Annotated in this window: 13 protein-coding genes and 4 pseudogenes; 5 read left to right on the plus strand and 12 right to left on the minus strand. The window is 41.7% G+C overall.

Annotation, left to right across the window (positions count from 1 at the left end; translation table 11 throughout):
- The first annotated feature begins 225 nt into the window (after window positions 1–225).
- The 3 genes from IPP77_02095 to IPP77_02105 are packed head-to-tail and all read left to right on the plus strand — an operon-like array spanning window position 226 to window position 1917.
- Window positions 226–702, plus strand: a complete 477-nt coding sequence (locus IPP77_02095; protein MBL0308509.1) for a low molecular weight phosphotyrosine protein phosphatase — start codon at window positions 226–228, stop codon at window positions 700–702.
- Window positions 703–723: 21 nt separating this feature from the next.
- Complete coding sequence (gene nth / locus IPP77_02100) at window positions 724–1338, plus strand: endonuclease III (protein MBL0308510.1); 615 nt, start codon at window positions 724–726, stop codon at window positions 1336–1338.
- Between the two features lie 21 nt (window positions 1339–1359).
- Window positions 1360–1917 (plus strand): NUDIX hydrolase, encoded by a 558-nt coding sequence (locus tag IPP77_02105; GenBank protein ID MBL0308511.1) that lies wholly within the window; start codon window positions 1360–1362, stop codon window positions 1915–1917.
- Between the two features lie 6 nt (window positions 1918–1923).
- On the opposite strand, the gene IPP77_02110 is transcribed toward IPP77_02105, so the two are convergent.
- From IPP77_02110 to IPP77_02140, 7 genes and pseudogenes are all read right to left on the minus strand, one after another.
- Window positions 1924–2766: an MBL fold metallo-hydrolase gene (locus IPP77_02110; GenBank protein MBL0308512.1), complete on the minus strand. Its 843-nt coding sequence runs from the start codon at window positions 2764–2766 to the stop codon at window positions 1924–1926.
- A gap of 4 nt (window positions 2767–2770) precedes the next feature.
- Window positions 2771–3269: pseudogene (locus tag IPP77_02115) on the minus strand (6,7-dimethyl-8-ribityllumazine synthase).
- Window positions 3270–3337: 68 nt separating this feature from the next.
- Entirely contained in the window at window positions 3338–4054 is a 717-nt protein-coding gene (locus IPP77_02120; protein ID MBL0308513.1) for a c-type cytochrome, read from the minus strand.
- 299 nt (window positions 4055–4353) lie between these two features.
- Window positions 4354–5179 (minus strand): annotated as a pseudogene (locus tag IPP77_02125) (IS5 family transposase).
- Window positions 5180–5395: 216 nt separating this feature from the next.
- Window positions 5396–6232 (minus strand): annotated as a pseudogene (locus tag IPP77_02130) (IS5 family transposase).
- A gap of 254 nt (window positions 6233–6486) precedes the next feature.
- Window positions 6487–7002: a flavodoxin gene (locus IPP77_02135; GenBank protein MBL0308514.1), complete on the minus strand. Its 516-nt coding sequence runs from the start codon at window positions 7000–7002 to the stop codon at window positions 6487–6489.
- 96 nt (window positions 7003–7098) lie between these two features.
- The gene (locus tag IPP77_02140) at window positions 7099–8820 is read right to left on the minus strand and encodes a S41 family peptidase (GenBank protein MBL0308515.1); all 1722 of its coding nucleotides are present in this window, start codon (window positions 8818–8820) and stop codon (window positions 7099–7101) included.
- Window positions 8821–8975: 155 nt separating this feature from the next.
- On the opposite strand from IPP77_02140, the gene IPP77_02145 reads away from it, so the two are divergent.
- Complete coding sequence (locus IPP77_02145; GenBank protein ID MBL0308516.1) at window positions 8976–10703, plus strand: leucine--tRNA ligase; 1728 nt, start codon at window positions 8976–8978, stop codon at window positions 10701–10703.
- Window positions 10658–12424: a DUF559 domain-containing protein gene (locus tag IPP77_02150; GenBank protein MBL0308517.1), complete on the plus strand. Its 1767-nt coding sequence runs from the start codon at window positions 10658–10660 to the stop codon at window positions 12422–12424. Before IPP77_02145 ends, IPP77_02150 begins: the two co-directional genes overlap by 46 nt.
- A 33-nt stretch (window positions 12425–12457) precedes the next feature.
- Here IPP77_02150 and IPP77_02155 read toward each other — a convergent pair whose 3' ends face one another.
- The 5 genes and pseudogenes from IPP77_02155 to IPP77_02175 all read right to left on the minus strand — a co-directional run bounded on the left by IPP77_02155 (window position 12458) and on the right by IPP77_02175 (window position 18410).
- A complete protein-coding gene (locus tag IPP77_02155) occupies window positions 12458–12745 on the minus strand; it encodes a hypothetical protein (protein MBL0308518.1) in 288 nt (95 codons plus the stop codon).
- A gap of 61 nt (window positions 12746–12806) precedes the next feature.
- Complete coding sequence (gene acs / locus IPP77_02160) at window positions 12807–14702, minus strand: acetate--CoA ligase (GenBank protein ID MBL0308519.1); 1896 nt, start codon at window positions 14700–14702, stop codon at window positions 12807–12809.
- Window positions 14703–14709: 7 nt separating this feature from the next.
- Window positions 14710–15243 (minus strand): DUF1003 domain-containing protein, encoded by a 534-nt coding sequence (locus tag IPP77_02165; GenBank protein ID MBL0308520.1) that lies wholly within the window; start codon window positions 15241–15243, stop codon window positions 14710–14712.
- Window positions 15244–15260: 17 nt separating this feature from the next.
- Window positions 15261–15743: pseudogene (gene cdd, locus IPP77_02170) on the minus strand (cytidine deaminase).
- Window positions 15744–15770: 27 nt separating this feature from the next.
- On the minus strand, window positions 15771–18410 hold the full coding sequence (locus IPP77_02175; GenBank protein ID MBL0308521.1) for a hypothetical protein: 2640 nt from the start codon (window positions 18408–18410) through the stop codon (window positions 15771–15773).
- Window positions 18411–19118 lie beyond the last annotated feature (708 nt).

Raw genomic sequence — 19118 nt, forward strand, 5'->3', positions numbered from 1 at the left:
GCAATAGGCGGCAATTTAACAGTAAAGAATTATAGTGTCAAATGCTTAAGTGTTCAGCTAAATAAGAATTGAAGTTTTTAAATTTTAAGGGTAACAACAACTAATCTCGATATACTGTAAGTTGCGGTGTGCTGCCACCCATATCTACTAAATATTGCAACAAAGTACACTTAGAGTATGATTCCAGATTAAATATTTGTTTCTTCGCCATTCAGGTTGATTGCTATGCCATTAAAGCTACTATTTGTTTGTTATGCGAGTATTTGTCGTTCTCCGATGGCAGCAGGGCTGATGAGGCATAATGCTAAAATTTATAACCTAGATTGGGAGATTAAAGCCGCAGGAGTCAGTGCGGAATATAAGGACAGCCACCCACATCCGAGTGCCGTAAAATGTATGAGGAAGCATGGAGTTGATATAACTACTTTTTCCTCTACACTTCTCACCCGCGAGGACATTCTTAAGTACGATATAATCTATGCTATGGATGGAGTTATATATGCTTCCATATACCTTCATACCCATACTCCTGAAGAAAAGAAAAAAATAAAGTTAATGATGAGTGAGGTATATCCAGACCGGGATGTAGATATTTTTGATCCATACCACGGAGGAGAATCCGGATATAGCTATGTATATGAGATGATAGACCAGGCGACAGATAAAATTATTGAACATTATAAAGACAAGACTGCTCTTTAAAATAACTCCTCTATTTAGGTCGTGACCAAACAACAGCGGATAGAATTTATTGTACAACAATTAGAGCAACTATATCCACAACCCGAGATACCCTTAAACCATCGCGATGCTTACACTTTGTTGATTGCGGTATTGCTTTCAGCACAATGCACTGATAAGCGAGTTAATCTTGTTACTCCTCATCTTTTCATAAAAGCGAACACCCCTCAACAGATGGTGAAACTTTCTGCTAAAGAAATCGAAGATATTATCCGGCCCTGTGGCTTAGCTCCCGCAAAATCAAAGGCCATATTTCGATTGTCCGAAATTCTGATAGAAAAGCATAAAGGGATGGTGCCGGACACCTTTGAGGAATTGGAATTTCTACCTGGAGTAGGGCATAAAACAGCTTCGGTTATCATGACGCAGGTATTTGGCAAGCCCGCCTTTCCGGTAGATACTCATATTCGTCGCCTCATGCATCGGTGGAAGCTAAGTAATGGGAAAAGTGTGGGACAGACAGAGAAAGATGCAAAGAGATTATTCCCTCAAAACCTCTGGAACAAATTACATCTGCAAATAATTTATTTTGGAAGGGAATACTGCCCCGCACGTGGCCATGACTTGCAGAAATGTCCCATTTGCAGTAAACTCTAATTGATAGAAATGGCAATGAAAATGAATCAGGCGCTGAGCCCATGGAAAAAACTTTCCAGCGAGATTAAGTACGAAAACTTATGGATTAGACTAATAGAAGATCAGGTGATTAATCCGGCGGGCAATCCGGGTATATATGGAGTGGTACATTATAAAATGTGTGCCATAGCGGTGATCCCTTTGGATAAAAATAATAACATCTGGATAGTAGGCCAATACAGATACCCTTTACAAAGCTACGAATGGGAAATAGTCGAAGGAGGATGCCATGATGGCGAAATGCCATTGGAAACCGCTAAGAGAGAACTGGCGGAGGAAGCTGGAATTAGCGCTGGGCGCTTTGAAATGATTTTAGAGATGCAACTTTCAAACTCTTGTACAGATGAACTTTCCTATACCTATATAGCCCGAGATTTGGTGCCCGTGGAGGCTAACCCTGAAGAAGATGAACAATTTGAAATCAAGAAACTGCCTTTTGAAGAAGTATATCAAATGGTTTTGCGTGGAGAAATACGTGATGCGCTGTCAATTGCCAGTATTCTAAGGGCAAAAATATTACTCGACGAGGGTAAAATATAATCTGGATTACACCAGTTCGCTTAGCTTGAACGTCTGGTCTTCGCGAACGCCCCTTTCTGTTTCTTTAATACTGCAACATTCTATCGAACGGTCGTGTTCAAAAAAGAGATAGTAATTGTTGCTTGCTGCATTTTGCAGAAATGCTTTCTTTTCGTCTAAAGTTAACAACGGTCGTGTGTCATACGCCATCACATAAGGAATTGGTAGGTGAGCCATGCTGGGCAAAAGGTCAGCGCAATAGACAATGGTTTTATCTCCGATGTTAATGTGTGGAATAAACATTGATTCGGTATGGCCATTAACTGTTTTCAATGCAATGGAGGGATGTACTTCTCGACTGTCGTCCAAAACAAATTTTAATTGTCCGCTCTTCTGAATAGGCAGGATATTTTCTTTCAGAAACGAAGCTTTTTCGCGAGCGTTGGGCTGTGTAGCCCACTGCCAGTGTTTTTCGTTGCTCCAATAAGTAGCATTTTTGAAGGCAGGATATAATTTGCCTTCGCTGTTTTTTTCTATAGCTCCTCCGCAATGATCAAAATGAAGATGAGAAAGAATCACGTCGGTCACATCATCTTTGCTAAAACCTGCTTGCTTCAACGACTTCTCCAAATTGGCATCTCCATGAGGTTTATAATGGCTGAAGAATTTATCTTCTTGTTTGTCGCCCAGCCCACAATCAATCAAAATTAATTGCTTGCCATCTTCAATCAGAAGGCAGCGCAAAGCCCAAGTACATAAATTTCTATCGTCCGGTGGGTTCAGTTTTTGCCACATAGTTTTGGGAACCACACCAAACATGGCGCCACCGTCTAACTTAAAAAATCCTGTTTCAATAACATGCAGTTTCATCTTTCTATTTCTTTTTCAGCGACTTTTTCAGTTCTAGCATTTTCAAAGCAGCGATAGCACATTCCACCCCTTTGTTTCCATACTTACCACCAGAGCGATCTTTAGCTTGCTGCAAGGTATTGGGTGTCAATAATCCAAGAATAAAGGGCGCCCGTGTTTTAAGTCCCAGTTGCATTAGTCCATCCGATACTGCATGATTGATGTACACATCGTGGCTAGTAGCCCCTTTAATGACACAACCTAAACAAATCACCGCATCGGCTTTCTTCTTGTCATAAACCCATAAAGCAGCCAAAAGGCAATTCATATGCTCCTGGAACCGGATGGATAAAAATATTATCCTCCAACACACCGTGCTTCTTTAAAGTTTGGACACAACCCTTCTTTAAATTTGCCGTAATCTCTTCATGATATTCGGATATTACTATGGCAATCCGATATTCTGAGTCGGCGCTTATACCGGTTGTTTTATGTTGCGATAAATTTTTATTCTTTGAAGACATGAGTTCTAAATGATAACTAAAAAATGATGTGCTTTAATGAACCCGGCAATCAATCCATCGGCCGACTTCTATTTTTTTATCGTATTAATATACTGTATCACAGACTCAACCTGCACATCTGTTAAATCCTTATACCCAGGCATGGCATTTCTGCCCTGGCGAATCACCACTCTTTTCTCATCATCCGTCAGCGTAGTCAGCGACAAATCCTTCGAGCCACTTCCTCCCATCTTGCCGTCTGCACCGTGACACTTCACACAACTCTTACCGTAAATAAACTGTCCCTCTGCAATAGGATCGCCGGCAAATGTGGTGGTGTCCATCTTCCCTCCGGTTTTGCCCTTTTTATTCATTTCTGCCAAGCCGTAGGCTGCTAGAACTAAAAACACTGCCGAGATGGCCAATACTTTATTCCCCTTTTTAAAACCAATCACCGCCAGCGGGATAGCAGCAAACACGCAAATCAATTTAATAATCAAGAGGTTATTAAACAAAGCTCCTGAAAACATCAACCAACCTCCTGAAATCAGAAAGGTGGTGCTGATAACTATCTCGACAAGTCTGGTCTTTTGTGAATAGGAAGCAAGCAGTTCCTTTTTGTTGAACAACAAAAGAATGAGCTTCGTCATATAGTGCAATAAAAACAGGGTGACGACTATTCGGTGTATTAAAAGTATAGTGGTGTACATAATTTCATTTTTTGTGAACCTCAAAAATAGAATTAAATCAGTGCAGATGGTCATAAACCGCTGCCCGATATCGTTGGGAGTGAAATATTCTGCCATCGGTGAGGCTTTGACAAAAATGCGATGTGTTACAACTTCAATACATAGTGTTCGGACTTAATTTTCTCCGTGTTGGATCCCCCACTTTTATCGCACAAAGCCTAAAGCTGATGTTCTTCATGTACAAACTTCTCTTTCTTATTTTGTTTTTCTCCGGTACAGTCCTGAATTTAGATTCTAAAGTCAAGACTGCGGCATTCCTGATCATGACTTTGGTTCGTAAAGTCATGACCGAAGCCCATAAAGTCATGACTTTGGACTTCAAAGTCATGCTTGAGTCAGTAGACCTCTTTCCAAAATCAAATAGGCTTAGTTAGTAAGTTAGCAATAGCCGCGATTAGGTTGAGCCGCAATTTGAACCTTCTTCTTCTGTTTCGATATTTTTCAGCCAGTATTCTGAATATTTTGAGTTTTCGGATGATATTCGATAGCCACCCTGCTGGAGGATATCCGTTGGTTTCTTTGTTTATCTGTTTTGGTAAGCGGATTTTCTTGCTTCTTTTCTTTGGTATTTCGGTATTGGGATGTGCCTTTTGTAATCCTTGGTATCCGGTATCTACTTCTGCGGTTATGGTGGGATGGATGGGTGTTTGGCTTTGTTTATACAGCTTGTAATCATGCTTGCGTCCATTTCCCACTTCGGTGCAAACAATCTGTCGGGTATTTTGGTCTGCTATTATCTGTGATTTTAAGGTGTGTCTTTTCTTTTTACCTGAGTAATAACGCCGCTGTTTTTTAGGTCGCTCAATAGGGGTTTCCGTCACATCTATCAGACTAGCTCAAACTTATTTTCGTCAGGTAAGTACCTTTTTTGCCGGGCAAATGAAACCAGGATCGTTGATGAGCTTATGCTCCGTATCCATAATTATTTTGCAAACCGCCGATTCACTAATGTCATAGGTAACGCCAATATGGAACATCGTTCGATACTCCCTGTAATACATCAGGAGCATCAAAACCTTGTCCTCTAAACTTAATTTGGAAGCCACTCCACGGCTTGGGTGCTTTCTTGCTTTTGCATTTGCCTCTTCTAGAGCCTGCACCATCAGATGAAACACCTCTCAGGTGACTCCTGTACTACGTTTAAACTGTGCCTTTGGCTGTTTTTGAATAATTGTCCATCATGAAGCAAAGAAATTATTAAACTTCTGTTTTTCCACAATTCAATCAACAGAACACATAGTCTAGTGTACTTATTTTTAGAATAAACCCATTTTGGAAAGAAGTCTAGTGTAAGTCATGACCGCAGCCTCAAAAGTCATGCTCGTATTTGCCCCAAAAGCGGGCGAAAATATACATTATCCATTTTTTAATGAAAAAATAATAGACCTCTTTCCAAAATCAAATAGGCTTAGTTAGTAAGTTAGCAATAGCCGCGATTAGGTTGAGCCGCAATTTGAACCTTCTTCTTCTGTTTCGATATTTTTCAGCCAGTATTCTGAATATTTTGAGTTTTCGGATGATATTCTCGATAGCCACCCTGCTGGAGGATATCCGTTGGTTTCTTTGTTTATCTGTTTTGGTAAGCGGATTTTTCTTGCTTCTTTTCTTTGGTATTTCGGTATTGGGATGTGCCTTTTGTAATCCTTGGTATCCGGTATCTACTTCTGCGGTTATGGTGGGATGGATGGGTGTTTGGCTTTGTTTATACAACTTGTAGTCATGCTTGCGTCCATTTCCTACTTCAGTGCAGACAATCTGTCGGGTATTTTGGTCTGCTATTATCTGTGATTTTAAGGTGTGTCTTTTCTTTTTACCTGAGTAATAACGCCGCTGTTTTTTTTAGGTCGCTCAATAGGGGTTTCCGTCACATCTATCCAGACTAGCTCAAACTTATTTTCCGGACGGGTAAGTACCTTTTTGCCAAGGCAAATGAAACCGGGGATCGTTGATGAGCTTATGCTCCGTATCCATAATTATTTTGCAAACCGCCGATTCACTAATGTCATAGGTAACGCCAATATGGAACATCGTTCGATACTCCCTGTAATACATCAGGAGCATCAAAACCTTGTCCTCTAAACTTAATTTGGAAGCCACTCCACGGCTTGGGTGCTTTCTTGCTTTTGCATTTGCCTCTTCTAGAGCCTGCACCATCAGATGAAACACCTCTCGGGTGACTCCTGTACTACGTTTAAACTGTGCCTTTGGCTGTTTTTGAATAATTGCCCATCGCATGAAGCAAAGAAATTATCAAACTTCTGTTTTTCCACAATTCAATCAACAGAACACATAGTCTAGTGTACTTATTTTTAGAATAAACCCATTTTGGAAAGAAGTCTAATAAAATACCCCACAAAAAGATAATTATGGACAAAAGTGAAATTTCAAGCACCATCTCTATTTCTAACAGTCAGGCCAATTCCATCAATATCCGACCGCAATCCATCAACTCCGATTAGAGCAAACACCACCCAACTGGGCTAAGGCTATTATGTTAATTCAGGCAAAATCAATTGTACCCAACCCTGAATCCGCTCTTCGGTCTGGTCACTTTGGTTGTCGTCATCAATACATAATCCAATGAATTGGTCGCCGCGCTGGGCTTTGGAGTAGTCGTGTTCATAACCGGCAATTGGCCAAAGACCGACGACTGTTCCTTTATTTTTCTCCACTATTTCAGAAAATACCCCGAGTGCATCGCAGAAATAGGAGGCATAACCGTACTGATCGCCCAAGCCAAAAAAAGCAATTTTCTTACCGCTAAAATCTATCTGCTGCAATTCAGGAATGTATTCCTCCCAGTCACCTTGCAACTCGCCGTCATACCAAGTGGGCATGCCAAGAATAAGGAAGTCAAAAGATTCCATATCCTCCTTTTTCTTATGATATATTTCGTGGAGTTCAATACGATCAGGACCTAAAGTGGCTTCCAGTTTTTCTTTAATTATTTTGGCTACTCGTTCTGTGTTGCCTGTATCTGTTCCGTAGAATAATCCGATTTTCATTTCAATGAGTATTTAGTAGGTAGTAGTAGGTATTTAGTCCTTAAGCAGGGAGGATATTGGGTTGTTTACTTAGCAGGAGATACTTAATACTAATGTCTATTTGTGAGAGGATTTCCCTTTTTTCTTACCATCCTGCTTTTCTGCGGTTTTGGGTTTCAGCACGTCGAACAGTTTTTCATTTTGTATCACCTCCACTGCTTTTGAATAAACATTGTTTACGGAAGAATTGATGACGCGCCACCACATGCCGGTATCGAACATATTCCTGCCTATGGTAGCCTTCAAACGAGTCTTGATAAGAAGTTCTGAACGATTAAAATCTTTTTCCAGATGGAAAGTTTTGTCTTCCTGCGCCATCGAGAAATAGTCCTTGAAGTTTATGGGATTCATTCCTACTTTCAGTTTAAGAAGGCTATCTTTTACTGCTAGGGCAAAGTACTGATTAAGTACCTGTGCATCGGCCTCAAAGCGATTGTAGAAGGAATCTGCATTGGGATATAAACGGGAAAGAGTCTCTCGGTTGCGATCCACATACTCCAAACAGAATTTGTTTTCAATACCCTTTCTTAAAAGTAGATTGAACAGCGGAGAATTCATGGACGTATCAAGAGGCACTCCGAAATCTGGCTTTACACCTCCGCCGCCATAGACCGTTCTGCCATTTAGAGTCGTATAGCGAAGCGTGTCTGCATATTTGAAAGTGTCTGTGCCGAAAAGCTCACCAGATTCCAAACGCTCTTTAAAATCATCGCGGTATTGCTTATTGCCGTTTCCGTAGGGCTTTTGAATACATCTGCCACTTGGCGTATAATAATGAGCAGTGGTGAGTTTCACCTGAGAACCATCATTAAGTGTAAACGGCTTTTGTACCAATCCCTTTCCGAATGTTCTTCTTCCAACCAATAATCCCCGATCATTGTCCTGAATACATCCTGAAAGGATCTCTGCCGCCGAAGCCGAACTTTCATCAATCATCATCACGATTCTCCCCTGCTGAAACATGCCGCGACCGTTAGATTTGTATGGATAATAAGGAGAGTGCAAGCCCTGAGTATAAACAATCAACTGTGTGTCGCCAAGGAATTGGTTACACATGTCAACTGCAGTATAAAGGTAGCCTCCCACGTTTCCCTGCAAATCGAAGATTAGATCTTTCATTCCTTGAGCTCTTAGTTTTTCAACCGACTGCAAAAACTCTTGCAAGGTCGTAGCACCAAACCTTTCTAAACGAATATATCCAATGCCCGGTGCAGCCATATATGCCGCCGTAATGCTGAAAATCGGAATTTTGTCGCGTGTGATGGTGAAGTCAAGCAGTCCATTTTCTCCACTGCGCATAACGCCTATCTTTACCTTGGTTCCTTTGGCCCCGCGAAGATTTTTCACAACTCGTTCATTATCCAGCTTAGTACCTGCCAAAATGGTGTCGTTTGCTTTGATGATTTTGTCACCGGCGCGCAAGCCAACCTTTTCGGACGGACCGCTTGGGATAACTTCTAAAATCATGATAGTATCTTTAAGTATCTGGAAGCTAATGCCGATGCCTTCAAAATTGCCCACCAGTTGTTCTTCCGATTTCTTTACGTCCTTAGCCGGAACATACGAGGAGTGAGGGTCCAAGTCTTCCAATACCTTGAGGATCGCGTCTTCTGTTAGCTTTTCATCGTTTACGGTATCGGTATAATATCCTTTTATAAGCGTCATGACTTCCGCAAACTTCATGGATTGGTCATACCTTCTGCCACTATCCTGAGCAAAAGATACCTGTGCACAAATACATAAAAGAGAAAATAGAAACAACTTTTTTATCTGATTCATTCTGTTAGTTATATAGAGACTATTTGGATTAAGCGGGCGAAAATAATAAAATAGAGGGCGGATTAGTAGCTACATCAAATCTACATAGCTTCTCTTCATCTTTGCGCCGTGTTGAAATTCGGTTTATTTTGATGCCTCAATAAGCGAGATATATAATGGAGTACAAATTCAGTGAAATTGAGGTAAAGTGGAAGGGGGTCTGGGAAAAGAACGGACTTTATAAAGTAACAGAAGATTCTTCGAAGCCTAAGTTTTATGTGCTGGATATGTTTCCTTATCCCAGCGGTTCGGGTTTACATGTCGGCCATCCTCTTGGTTATGTAGCCAGCGATATTTATGCAAGGTATAAACGCATGAAAGGATTCAATGTATTGCATCCGATGGGATATGATGCTTTTGGAATCCCTGCCGAACAATATGCAATCGAGACCGGTACACATCCGGCGGTTACTACGGAGAAAGCTGTTAAGCGTTACCGGGAACAGTTGGATAAAATCGGATTTAGTTTTGACTGGAGTCGTGAAGTAAAGACCTGCGACCCGAGTTATTACAAATGGACACAATGGATATTCCTGAAGTTGTTCAATAGTTGGTACAACCGTGAAAAGGATAAAGCAGAAGCTATTGAAAGTTTGATTGAGAAGTTCACGGTTGAGGGTTCACAGTTCACCACAGAAGGAAAGGAAAAAAAATGGGATGAATTAAGCGAATCTGAACAGCAAAAGGTGCTGATGGGCTATCGTCTTGCTTATATTTCTTATGCCGAAGTGAACTGGTGTGCGGCGCTTGGGACGGTGCTAGCCAACGATGAGGTTAAAGACGGCAAGAGCGAACGTGGTGGCCATCCTGTAGAACGAAAAAAGATGCGCCAATGGTTTCTCCGCATCACTGAATATTCAGACAGATTGTTAGAAGGATTAGAAAATCTGGATTGGACCGAAAGCATGAAGGACATGCAAAGGAATTGGATTGGCCGCTCTGAAGGGGCACTGGTGAATTTTCACCTTTCCCAAACGACGATTAATCGGGATAAAAAGATGGCTGCTAAAGTCCCTCCTTCGGAGGGATTTAGGGAGACACTTACTGTCTTCACTACTCGCCCCGATACCATCTTCGGTGCTACTTTTATGGTCATTGCGCCAGAACATGATTTAGTGGATGTTCTAACTACTAAAGAACAAAAAACAGAAATAGACGAATACATTACGTACGTAAAAAGCCGTAGCGATGTAGATCGTCAGCAAGAGAAGAAAGTGACGGGTGCCTTTACCGGTTCTTATGCTATAAATCCATTTACTGAAAAGCCAATTCCTATATATATTGCTGAATACGTATTGGCAGGTTATGGTACCGGTGCTATTATGGCTGTTCCTGCTGATGACGAGCGCGACCGGAAGTTTGCCGAGAAGTTTGACCTGCCTATTATAGATGTCGTTGATCGAAGCATGTATCCTAATGCTAAAATGGAGGATAAACTTGGTAAGCTAATTAACTCTGGTATACTGAATGGAATGGAGGTGAAGGAGGCTATCCAGTCTATCATATCAGAAATTGAAAGACGCGGAATAGGAGAGAAGAAGGTCAATTATAAGCAACGAGATGCCAGTTTCAGTAGGCAGCGCTATTGGGGAGAACCTTTCCCGATAAAATACACCACCTCCCCTAACCCCTCCGAAGGAGGGGAAAATAAACAGCCGAGATATCACACGGCTGACGGTCAAACTTGGGAGCATAATCTGGAATTAGCCAAGGAAAACAGGAAGAATCCTACCGAGGCAGAGCAAATTATTTGGGATAGATTAAAGAACAAACAAACCGGATATAAATTCCGAAGGCAGTGGACCGGTATATTCCAGATTTTGTTTGTCTGCAAAAAGGCTTAATCGTTGAGATTGATGGCGGGATTCATTTGAAACAACAAGAAGATGATAAACTTCGAACTGAAGACTTAGAAACACTTGGCTATACAGTGATTAGATTTGAAAATAAAGAAGTTATAGGTGATGTAGACAGTGTTATTAAAAAGGTACAATCAACTCTAAACTCTTTGCCGGAAAGACAACATGATGAAGATGAGGCGGCTGCTAAAGTCCCTCCTTCGGAGGGGTTTAGGGAGGTGATAGAGATTCCAATACCCCTCGACGAAAACCAGCTGCCCTTAATCCTCCCCGATGTCACCTCCTTCAAACCCACCGGCGATGGTCGCGCGCCGTTGGCCAACAACGCCGACTGGGTGAAGAACCATTACGAAACTGACATCATGCCCGGATATGCAGGCAGTAGTTGGTACTTCTTGCGCTACATGGATCCGAAGAATGATCAGGAGTTTGCGTCTAAAGAAAATATAGATTATTGGCAGAATGTGGATGTGTACTTCGGTGGTGCAGAACATGCCGTAGGCCATTTGCTCTATGCCCGTATGTGGCACAAGTTTCTATATGACTTAGGTTATGTAAAAACTGATGAACCTTTTAAGAAGTTGGTGAATCAGGGGATGATACAGGGAAGGAGCGATTTTGTTTATAGGATGAATTATTCGTACACGGAAACTCGGTTGGAAGGTGAGAATACAATGGGGATTGACCTTCCTGTAATTTACGTTTCTAAGGAATATTATGACAAAAATAAATCAGGAACATTTGATACTTTAGATACTGAAAAATTTAATATAGCAATAAGTGAAGCTAAAGCCCTTTCTGAAAAGTTAGGATTTTCCGCATCCGGTCTAAAAGTAAATTCTAATTCTATTTCTCCTATTAATGTAGAAATAGAATTAGTTGCATTTGGGGAGAAACAAGAAAGGGAACTAATATTAGAGGAGTTTGTCAAACATTCGCGCTTAGGAAAGAATGCGATATTGGTTCTTAATGATCGCGGAAAATATATCTGTGGAGAGGACCCCGAAAAAATGTCCAAGTCCAAATACAACGTCATCAACCCCGACGATGTAATCGAGAAACACGGTGCTGACTGCTTCCGAATGTTTGAGATGTTCTTAGGGCCTATTGAACAATCCAAGCCTTGGGACGACAAGGGTATTAGTGGAGTATCTAACTTCCTCAAAAAGTTTTGGAGATTATATGAACCCCTAATCGAAGGTGCTGGCTCCCCCTCTCCTTCAGAGAAGGGACCGGAGGCTGAGGTTGCTGAACTAAAAGTTCTCCACAAAACCCTCAAAAAGATTGCTGACGATATCGAACGATTGAACTTCAACACCTGCATCTCCGCATTTATGATTGCCGCCAATGAATTGTCTGCCATGAATTGCCACAAGCGAGATATTCTCGAACTTTTATTGATCGCGCTTGCCCCATTTGCCCCATTCACTACTGAAGAACTATGGGAAAGATTGGGACACAAAGAAAGTATCCATCTCGCCTCTTATCCGAAGATTGAAGAAAAATATCTGGTAGAAGACAGCCACACCTACGGTGTTTCGGTGAACGGAAAGGTACGTGCTGAAATCAGCCTCTCCTTAGATATTACACCTCAAGAAGCAGAACATCAGGTGTTAGCCTTAGATGCAATCAAGAAATGGACGAACGGCAATCCTCCTAAGAAATTCATCTTCGTCAAGGGCAGGATTATCAACGTGGTTGTTTAAATCAAGCCCTTTAACGGAATTCCATTTAGACGATTATCGGGCTATACTACCGCCATTACTTCTGCGGTCATGACGCAAAGCCCGGTGGCCATGACGACGCTCTCCTTTGTAGCTTCGCAATTTGCGATGATCTCTAGCTTCTCCCTGCCCATGTCCGTTACGATGGTTATGGCGGATATCTTTTTGGTCGTGGCGAACCTGACCACGGTCATGGCGCATTTCCCGATGCTGTGCAGGAAGATCGTGCGGACGAGGCTGAGCCATTAAAGTACCTATGCTCAATAGTAGAAACGCAATGCTGAAAACGATTTGCTTTTTCATGGTTATTAATTTTGAAGGTAGGACAGAGGATGAAATGCAAAGTTTAATGTAAAGGACGTTCTTATACTCCTTTAACAATCTCTTCCACCACAGAGGGATCGAGCAGAGTCGTAGTATCTCCAAAATCAGTAGTGTTTCCTTCGGCAATCTTTCGGAGAATCCGGCGCATGATTTTACCGCTGCGGGTTTTGGGCAGGCCTTTCACTATTTGTATTTTGTCGGGCCGTGCAAAAGGGCCGATTATCTTGCTGACGTGATTTCTAATCTCCATTTGAAAGGACTCAAAATCTTTAACCCGTACATCACGATTACAAATTACGAAGGCATAAATGCCCTGCCCCTTGATGTCATGCGGATAGCCCACTACAGCACTTTCCACTACCAGACCATGTTCATCAATGGCATCTTCTACCTCGCCGGTACCGATACGATGGCCGGAAACATTAATTACATCATCCACCCGGCCGGTGATTCGATAATATCCATCGTCGTCTCTTCGACAACCATCACCGGTAAAGTAATAACCTTTGTAAGTGCTGAAATATGTTTGCCGAAAGCGCTCGTGGTCGCCAAAAACAGTTCGTGCCATTCCGGGCCAAGGGAACTTGATACAGAGGTTACCTTCCACACTGTTACCGATAATTTCTTCTCCCAACTCATCCATCAACACCGGTTGAATACCGGGCAGCGGAAGCGTTGCATAAGTTGGCTTTAGCCGAGTAACGGTTGCAATCGGTGAAATCAGTGCACCACCGGTTTCGGTTTGCCACCAAGTATCTACAATAGGACAATTCTTTTTACCCACATTTTCGTGATACCATTGCCAAGCTTCTTCGTTGATCGGCTCTCCAACCGTGCCCAAAACCCGAAGTGAGGAAAGATTTTTGTTCTTGAATATCTCTTCGCCTTTCGCCTGTAGAGAGCGAATGGCAGTAGGAGCGATATAAAAAATATTAACCCAATGCTTGTCCACCAATTCCCAGAACCTTCCGTGGTCAGGATAGTTAGGAACCCCTTCAAACATAATAGTCGTAGCGCCATTCAACAAGGGGCCATAGATAAGATAGGTATGTCCCGTTACCCAGCCAATATCAGCAGTACAGCAAAACACTTCTCCATCTTGATAGTTGAATATGTTCTCGAAGGTATAAGCAGCATAAACCATATAGCCGGCGGTGGTATGGAGCATCCCTTTAGGCTTGCCGGTAGAGCCGGATGTATAAAGAATAAAGAGTGGGTCTTCGGCACTCATCGTTTCTGCTGCATGAAAAGAAGAAACCCCCTGAATCAAATCATGCCACCAGATATCGCGCCCCTCTTTCATTTTCACGGACGATTGGCGATGGTTAAAGACAATACAATTTTTGATAGAAGGAGTCTCGGACAAAGCCTCATCCACTATTTTTTTTAGTTCAATCTTCTTTTCACCCCTAAATACTGCATCGGCGGTAATCACCAAACTACATTGAGAATCATTGATTCGGTCTATTAGGGAATTGGCAGAAAAGCCTGCGAATACGACAGAATGAATAGCCCCGATGCGTGCGCATGCTAACATCGCCACCGCAGCTTCAGGAATCATGGGCATATAAATACACACCCGGTCACCTTTGTTTACCTTTAGGTTCTTTAGAACATTGGCAAAACGACAAACTTCTATATGGAGCTGTTTATAGGTTAGCGTCCGATATGGCTCGTTAGGGTCGTTGGGCTCCCAGATGATAGCGGTTTGGTTTCCTCTTGATGTCAGATGACGATCTAAGCAGTTTTCGGAAAGATTTAACTCAGCGCCCTCAAACCACTTGATGCTAGGTTCGGTGAAATTCCAGTCGAGAACTTTATTCCATTTCTTTTTCCAAAAGAAATCTTCCGCCACTTCACCCCAAAACTCTTCAGGGTGTTCCACACTTTTTCGATAATCATTTAGATAGGCTTCGAACGATTGGATTTGAGTCATACTCTTTCTAACCAATTTTAGAATCGTTTCTACTCATTAGTTTTTCAAGCATTTGCATCTGTTTTTTTTGAATCTCAAATAGATTTTTCATGTTCAATTGGAGATTCTTGATTTCCAATTCTGCCTTCAGATTTATTAAGTAGTCGTTTTGTGCACGTTTTCGGTCCTTATCTTCTTTCCTATTTTGACTCATCATGATAATGGGAGCCTGAATAGCTGCCAAACACGACAAGATTAGATTTAGAAGAATAAATGGATAGGGGTCGAAAGCTGTCTGGGCTAATAAGTAAACATTGATCAGAATCCAAGTAGTGAGTAATCCGAAGAAAGTAATAATAAAAGTCCAACTGCCTCCAAACTCTGCAACTTTATCAGCAAGACTTTCGCCGAAAGAAACTTCCTTATCCTGAGAGGTATTCAAAATCAGTGTTAACAGCTCATCATCACTAATATTCTCCGTAAAGAATTCGTTGATCTTCGTGATATCTCCTTCACTGGTTTCAATTAATTCGCGGAGTCTTTGCCGTCTTGATTTAGACATAATGGAGTAGAATTATTTTACAAATCTTTTTTAGAAAAGGCTAGAGGCAATAAATCTTTAATGGATTTCACACAGTAGATTTCGCCCTGTTCCCCCATCATCAGGACTTCAATATCTTATTCAAATCTCGTTTCATATTCAAAGATTCTTTGACGGCAAATACCACAAGGTGCTACCGGATGGTCAACAAGGTGAGTGCCGCTCTTTGCCGTAATCGCTATCTGCTTCATTCCCACTCCGGGATAAAGTGCAGCAGCCACACTCAAGGCTGTTCCTTCGGCACAAATACCTGCCGGATAAGAGGCGTTTTCCTGATTAGTGCCTGTAACTATTTTCCCATTTTCGAGCAAGATAGCAGCAGCCACTTTATAGTTTGAATAGGGAGAATAGGAATGAGGCAGCGCTTCTACTGCTGATTTTAATAAATCTTGGTCTTGTTCTGAAAGTTCACTGATGGTTTTATAAGTCTTGATCGTAAGTTTAATTTCCTTTTCCTGCATATCGTCCAAAACTAATTTTTTCTTTAATCAGCGCGGAATTTTGAATAGCTTCTTCGCCTTTTCTTCCGCTTCTTTTTTTGCTTTACCCAGTGCATCGTTTTTCGCTTTATCTATCGCTTCCTTTGCTTTTCGTTCGGCTTCGACTTTTTGTTTTTGCAATTCATCTTCCGCCTTTGCCTTCAACTCATCGGCTTTTTGTTTGACTTGTTCTTCGGCTTGCTTTTTCAAATCTCCGGCAGCATCTTTCACCATATCACCGGTGCTTTTGCCACCGCTAAGCATCTTCGTCAGTTTCACCTGAGGCTTCGCCATCGTTCCGGTTATCTTAAACAGAAAACCCAACGTTTCGGGAAGCGACGCTTTCAAGCCGGGAATTTGCGAAAGATAATTTTGAGCTACAGCGCCTGCTTGTCCCAATTCCTTGGTAGGAACATCCAGACGCATGTCGTAGTTAATACTTTGGTCAAAGCCGTTCGTTCCTTCCAGGTGCATATTGTAACCGTTGCCAAACTTTAAATCTGTCGGCTTCACGTTCACCTTTCCGTCGTTGAATTTCAAACTCGTTACTGCATTTTTTAACTCCAAATTTTGAAGCGCAGGTATCTTGCCGATTTTTGAAATCTCAGAAAGAGCCGGCATACCGGTAATCTTCGCATAAGGGATTTCGACTGTTCCTTCTCCATTCAGCGACTGATAATCCACGTCCATGTTCTGATCCAATTTTCCACTGCCCTTCAAATTACTGGAGAAATTACCCTCGATATGTTTCATAACCGGGGCCATTTTGCCCGACATCCCCACGTTTTGATAAGTCTTTTGAATGTCAAAATTCTTCACGTCATAATTAAAAGTCACCTCTGGATGGCTCATGTTTTTGGTTTTATATTGAGCAGAGATAGTAGCGTTGCCTCCCAGTAAATTCGCAAAAAGGTCGTTCAGGTAGATGGTTTCATCTTTAATCACTACCTGTCCTTTCACATTCTCTAACACCAGTTTTTCATACAGAATTTTTCCAAAACTGGAGTTAGCTGTAAAATCAATATTCTTCGGCACCTGGAAATATTGTGTAGTCGCAGCATTTGTGCTGCTACCCGCTGTCTTATCTTTTTGCAGCCATTCATTCGCATCGAAATTGGCAGAACGAAGAGTGATGGTTCCTGATAAATCTCCTTTCCCGAAGGAATAGGCCATAAAATTATCGAGCGTTCCCGTTGCATTAAAATCGCTTTTGCCCAATACGGCGCTGAAACTATTGAGCGTAATGTTTCTTGGATTGAAGGTCATCTGCATATCCGGAATACGCACCGGCATGGGGGTTTCCTTGCTGTCATACACCAAGTTGGCGATTTTCAGATTTCCTGCTGCGCGGATGGCTTCGTAGTTCTTGTTGTCTAAATCGCTCTTCTTTCCCTTGAAATCCAGATTTAGATTCATCAAGCCCGAAATACTTTTGAGTCCCTCCATAGGATACAATTTTGGGACATTGCTCAGGTTCACCTTGCCGGTGATGTTAGCTGCTACATCGGGATTACTCATCGGTGTTTTGATAAATACCTTTCCGTCTATCGGGTCTGTGCCTGCCTCCAAATGAAGTTTGGAAATATCTATCGTGATTAGGTCTAAACTACCCTGTGGTTTAACGATGTTACTCGCTATGAATATGTTCTTTACCGGTACCGGTAGGTCGGGATACTGGAACATACCATTATTCACATTCAACTTCAGATTGAGTGCCGGATAGTTTTCATCCAGATAGCTTCCTTTGGCGCTGCCTTCCAAAGCCAGACTGCCGCTGGTTTTCACCTTGTCGAAGTCCTTTTTATAAATAGCAGGAATGAGCGATAGCAGGCTCTTGAACTCTGTCTTTTTCGATTTGAACTTCAAATCCATGACGGTTTCTTTTTCCTTCAGCTCTACAAAGCCATCGAACTGCAAACCCAAATCATTCAGGGTGATTAAATTTTCGCGGAAAGTGTATTTGCTTTTTTGGTTATCAACTGCGAGCTGCACGTTCGCATTCAGGTGTACTTTGTTCAGGTATGGAACGACACCACTTTTATAGGTCAACTCGGCGATGTCGCTTTTAATCAGGAAGTCATACAAATCGTTCGCAACATTTCCACTTCCTTCAAAATTGAACCCATTTAAAAGTGCCGAACTGTTTTCTTGTTTATCTTCATAAACAATCATTCCTTTCTCAATTTTATACTTCTTTATCTCTAACGAAAAATTGCCCGCTTCATCATCATGGAGTTTTTTCTCTCCTGAATCTTTCATGATATCCCAGTTGGTTTTGCCCTCCGGGTTCACCACCGCATGTACATAAGGCTCCTTAACATTCAGCGCGAGGAGCTTGTATTTTTCTCCTTTAATCACACTCATCAGGTCAATAGTAAACGCGAAATTCTTGACATAGAGCAGCGTGTCTCCCTTAAACTCGTTCATGCCAATAACGCTCAAATCATTCAACGAAAAATTGAAATTCGGAAAGCTGCGCAGGAGCGAAAGGCTGAAATCGCCATAATCTACCTTGGCATTCACCTGCTTATTGATTTCCTCTTTCAGCGTGGCGTTGATTTTGTCTTTAAATAGAAAAGGCACAGCTATCACTGCTCCTACGAGCAAAACTATAAGTGCTGCGAAACCAATAACAATCTTTTTAACCATATTTTCGAGTGTGTTTATTTTAAATCCGATGCGATAAAAACGAATTTAGTTTATTTCATTTCACGAGGGGGATAAAAAGATTGTTAAGTGGGGACGTGGAGCGGATGGTTTGATTAGGATCGCCAATGTTGTGAAGGGTTTCCATTTTCAAGTAATCTCCCCAAAGCACCTGCCAATCCCCCAAAATCTTAATAATATCCCAAGCCAATGGATATTTTGAAGTAGAAACAAATAGGTAGAGAGGTCAAACGATAATTTTGAGGGTTGATTCGTTTTTTGGGGGGTGAGGTTATAAGATCAGATTTGAACTCAATATTTTTTCACCCCCCCCCCACATTTTGTTAGTGTGAAATCTCTCTTTGTTAGTGTGAAAAGCCCCTATGTTAGTGTGAAATCTCTCTTTGTTAGTGTGAAAAGTCCCTATGTTAGTGTGAAATCTCTCTTTGTTAGTGTGAAAAGCCCCTATGTTAGTGTGAAATCTCTCTTTGTTAGTGTGAAAAGCCCCTATGTTAGTGTGAAATCTCTCTTTGTTAGTGTGAAAAGCCTCTATGTTAGTGTGAAATCTCTCTATGTTAGTGTGAAAAGCCTCTATGTTAGTGTGAAATCTCTCTTTGTTAGTGTGAAAAACCCCTATGTTAGTGTGAAATCTCTCTTTGTTAGTGTGAAAAGCCTCTATGTTAGTGTGAAATCTCTCTTTGTTAATGTGAA

Source organism: Bacteroidota bacterium (assembly GCA_016722375.1).
Taxonomy (GTDB): domain Bacteria; phylum Bacteroidota; class Bacteroidia; order Chitinophagales; family LD1; genus Bog-950.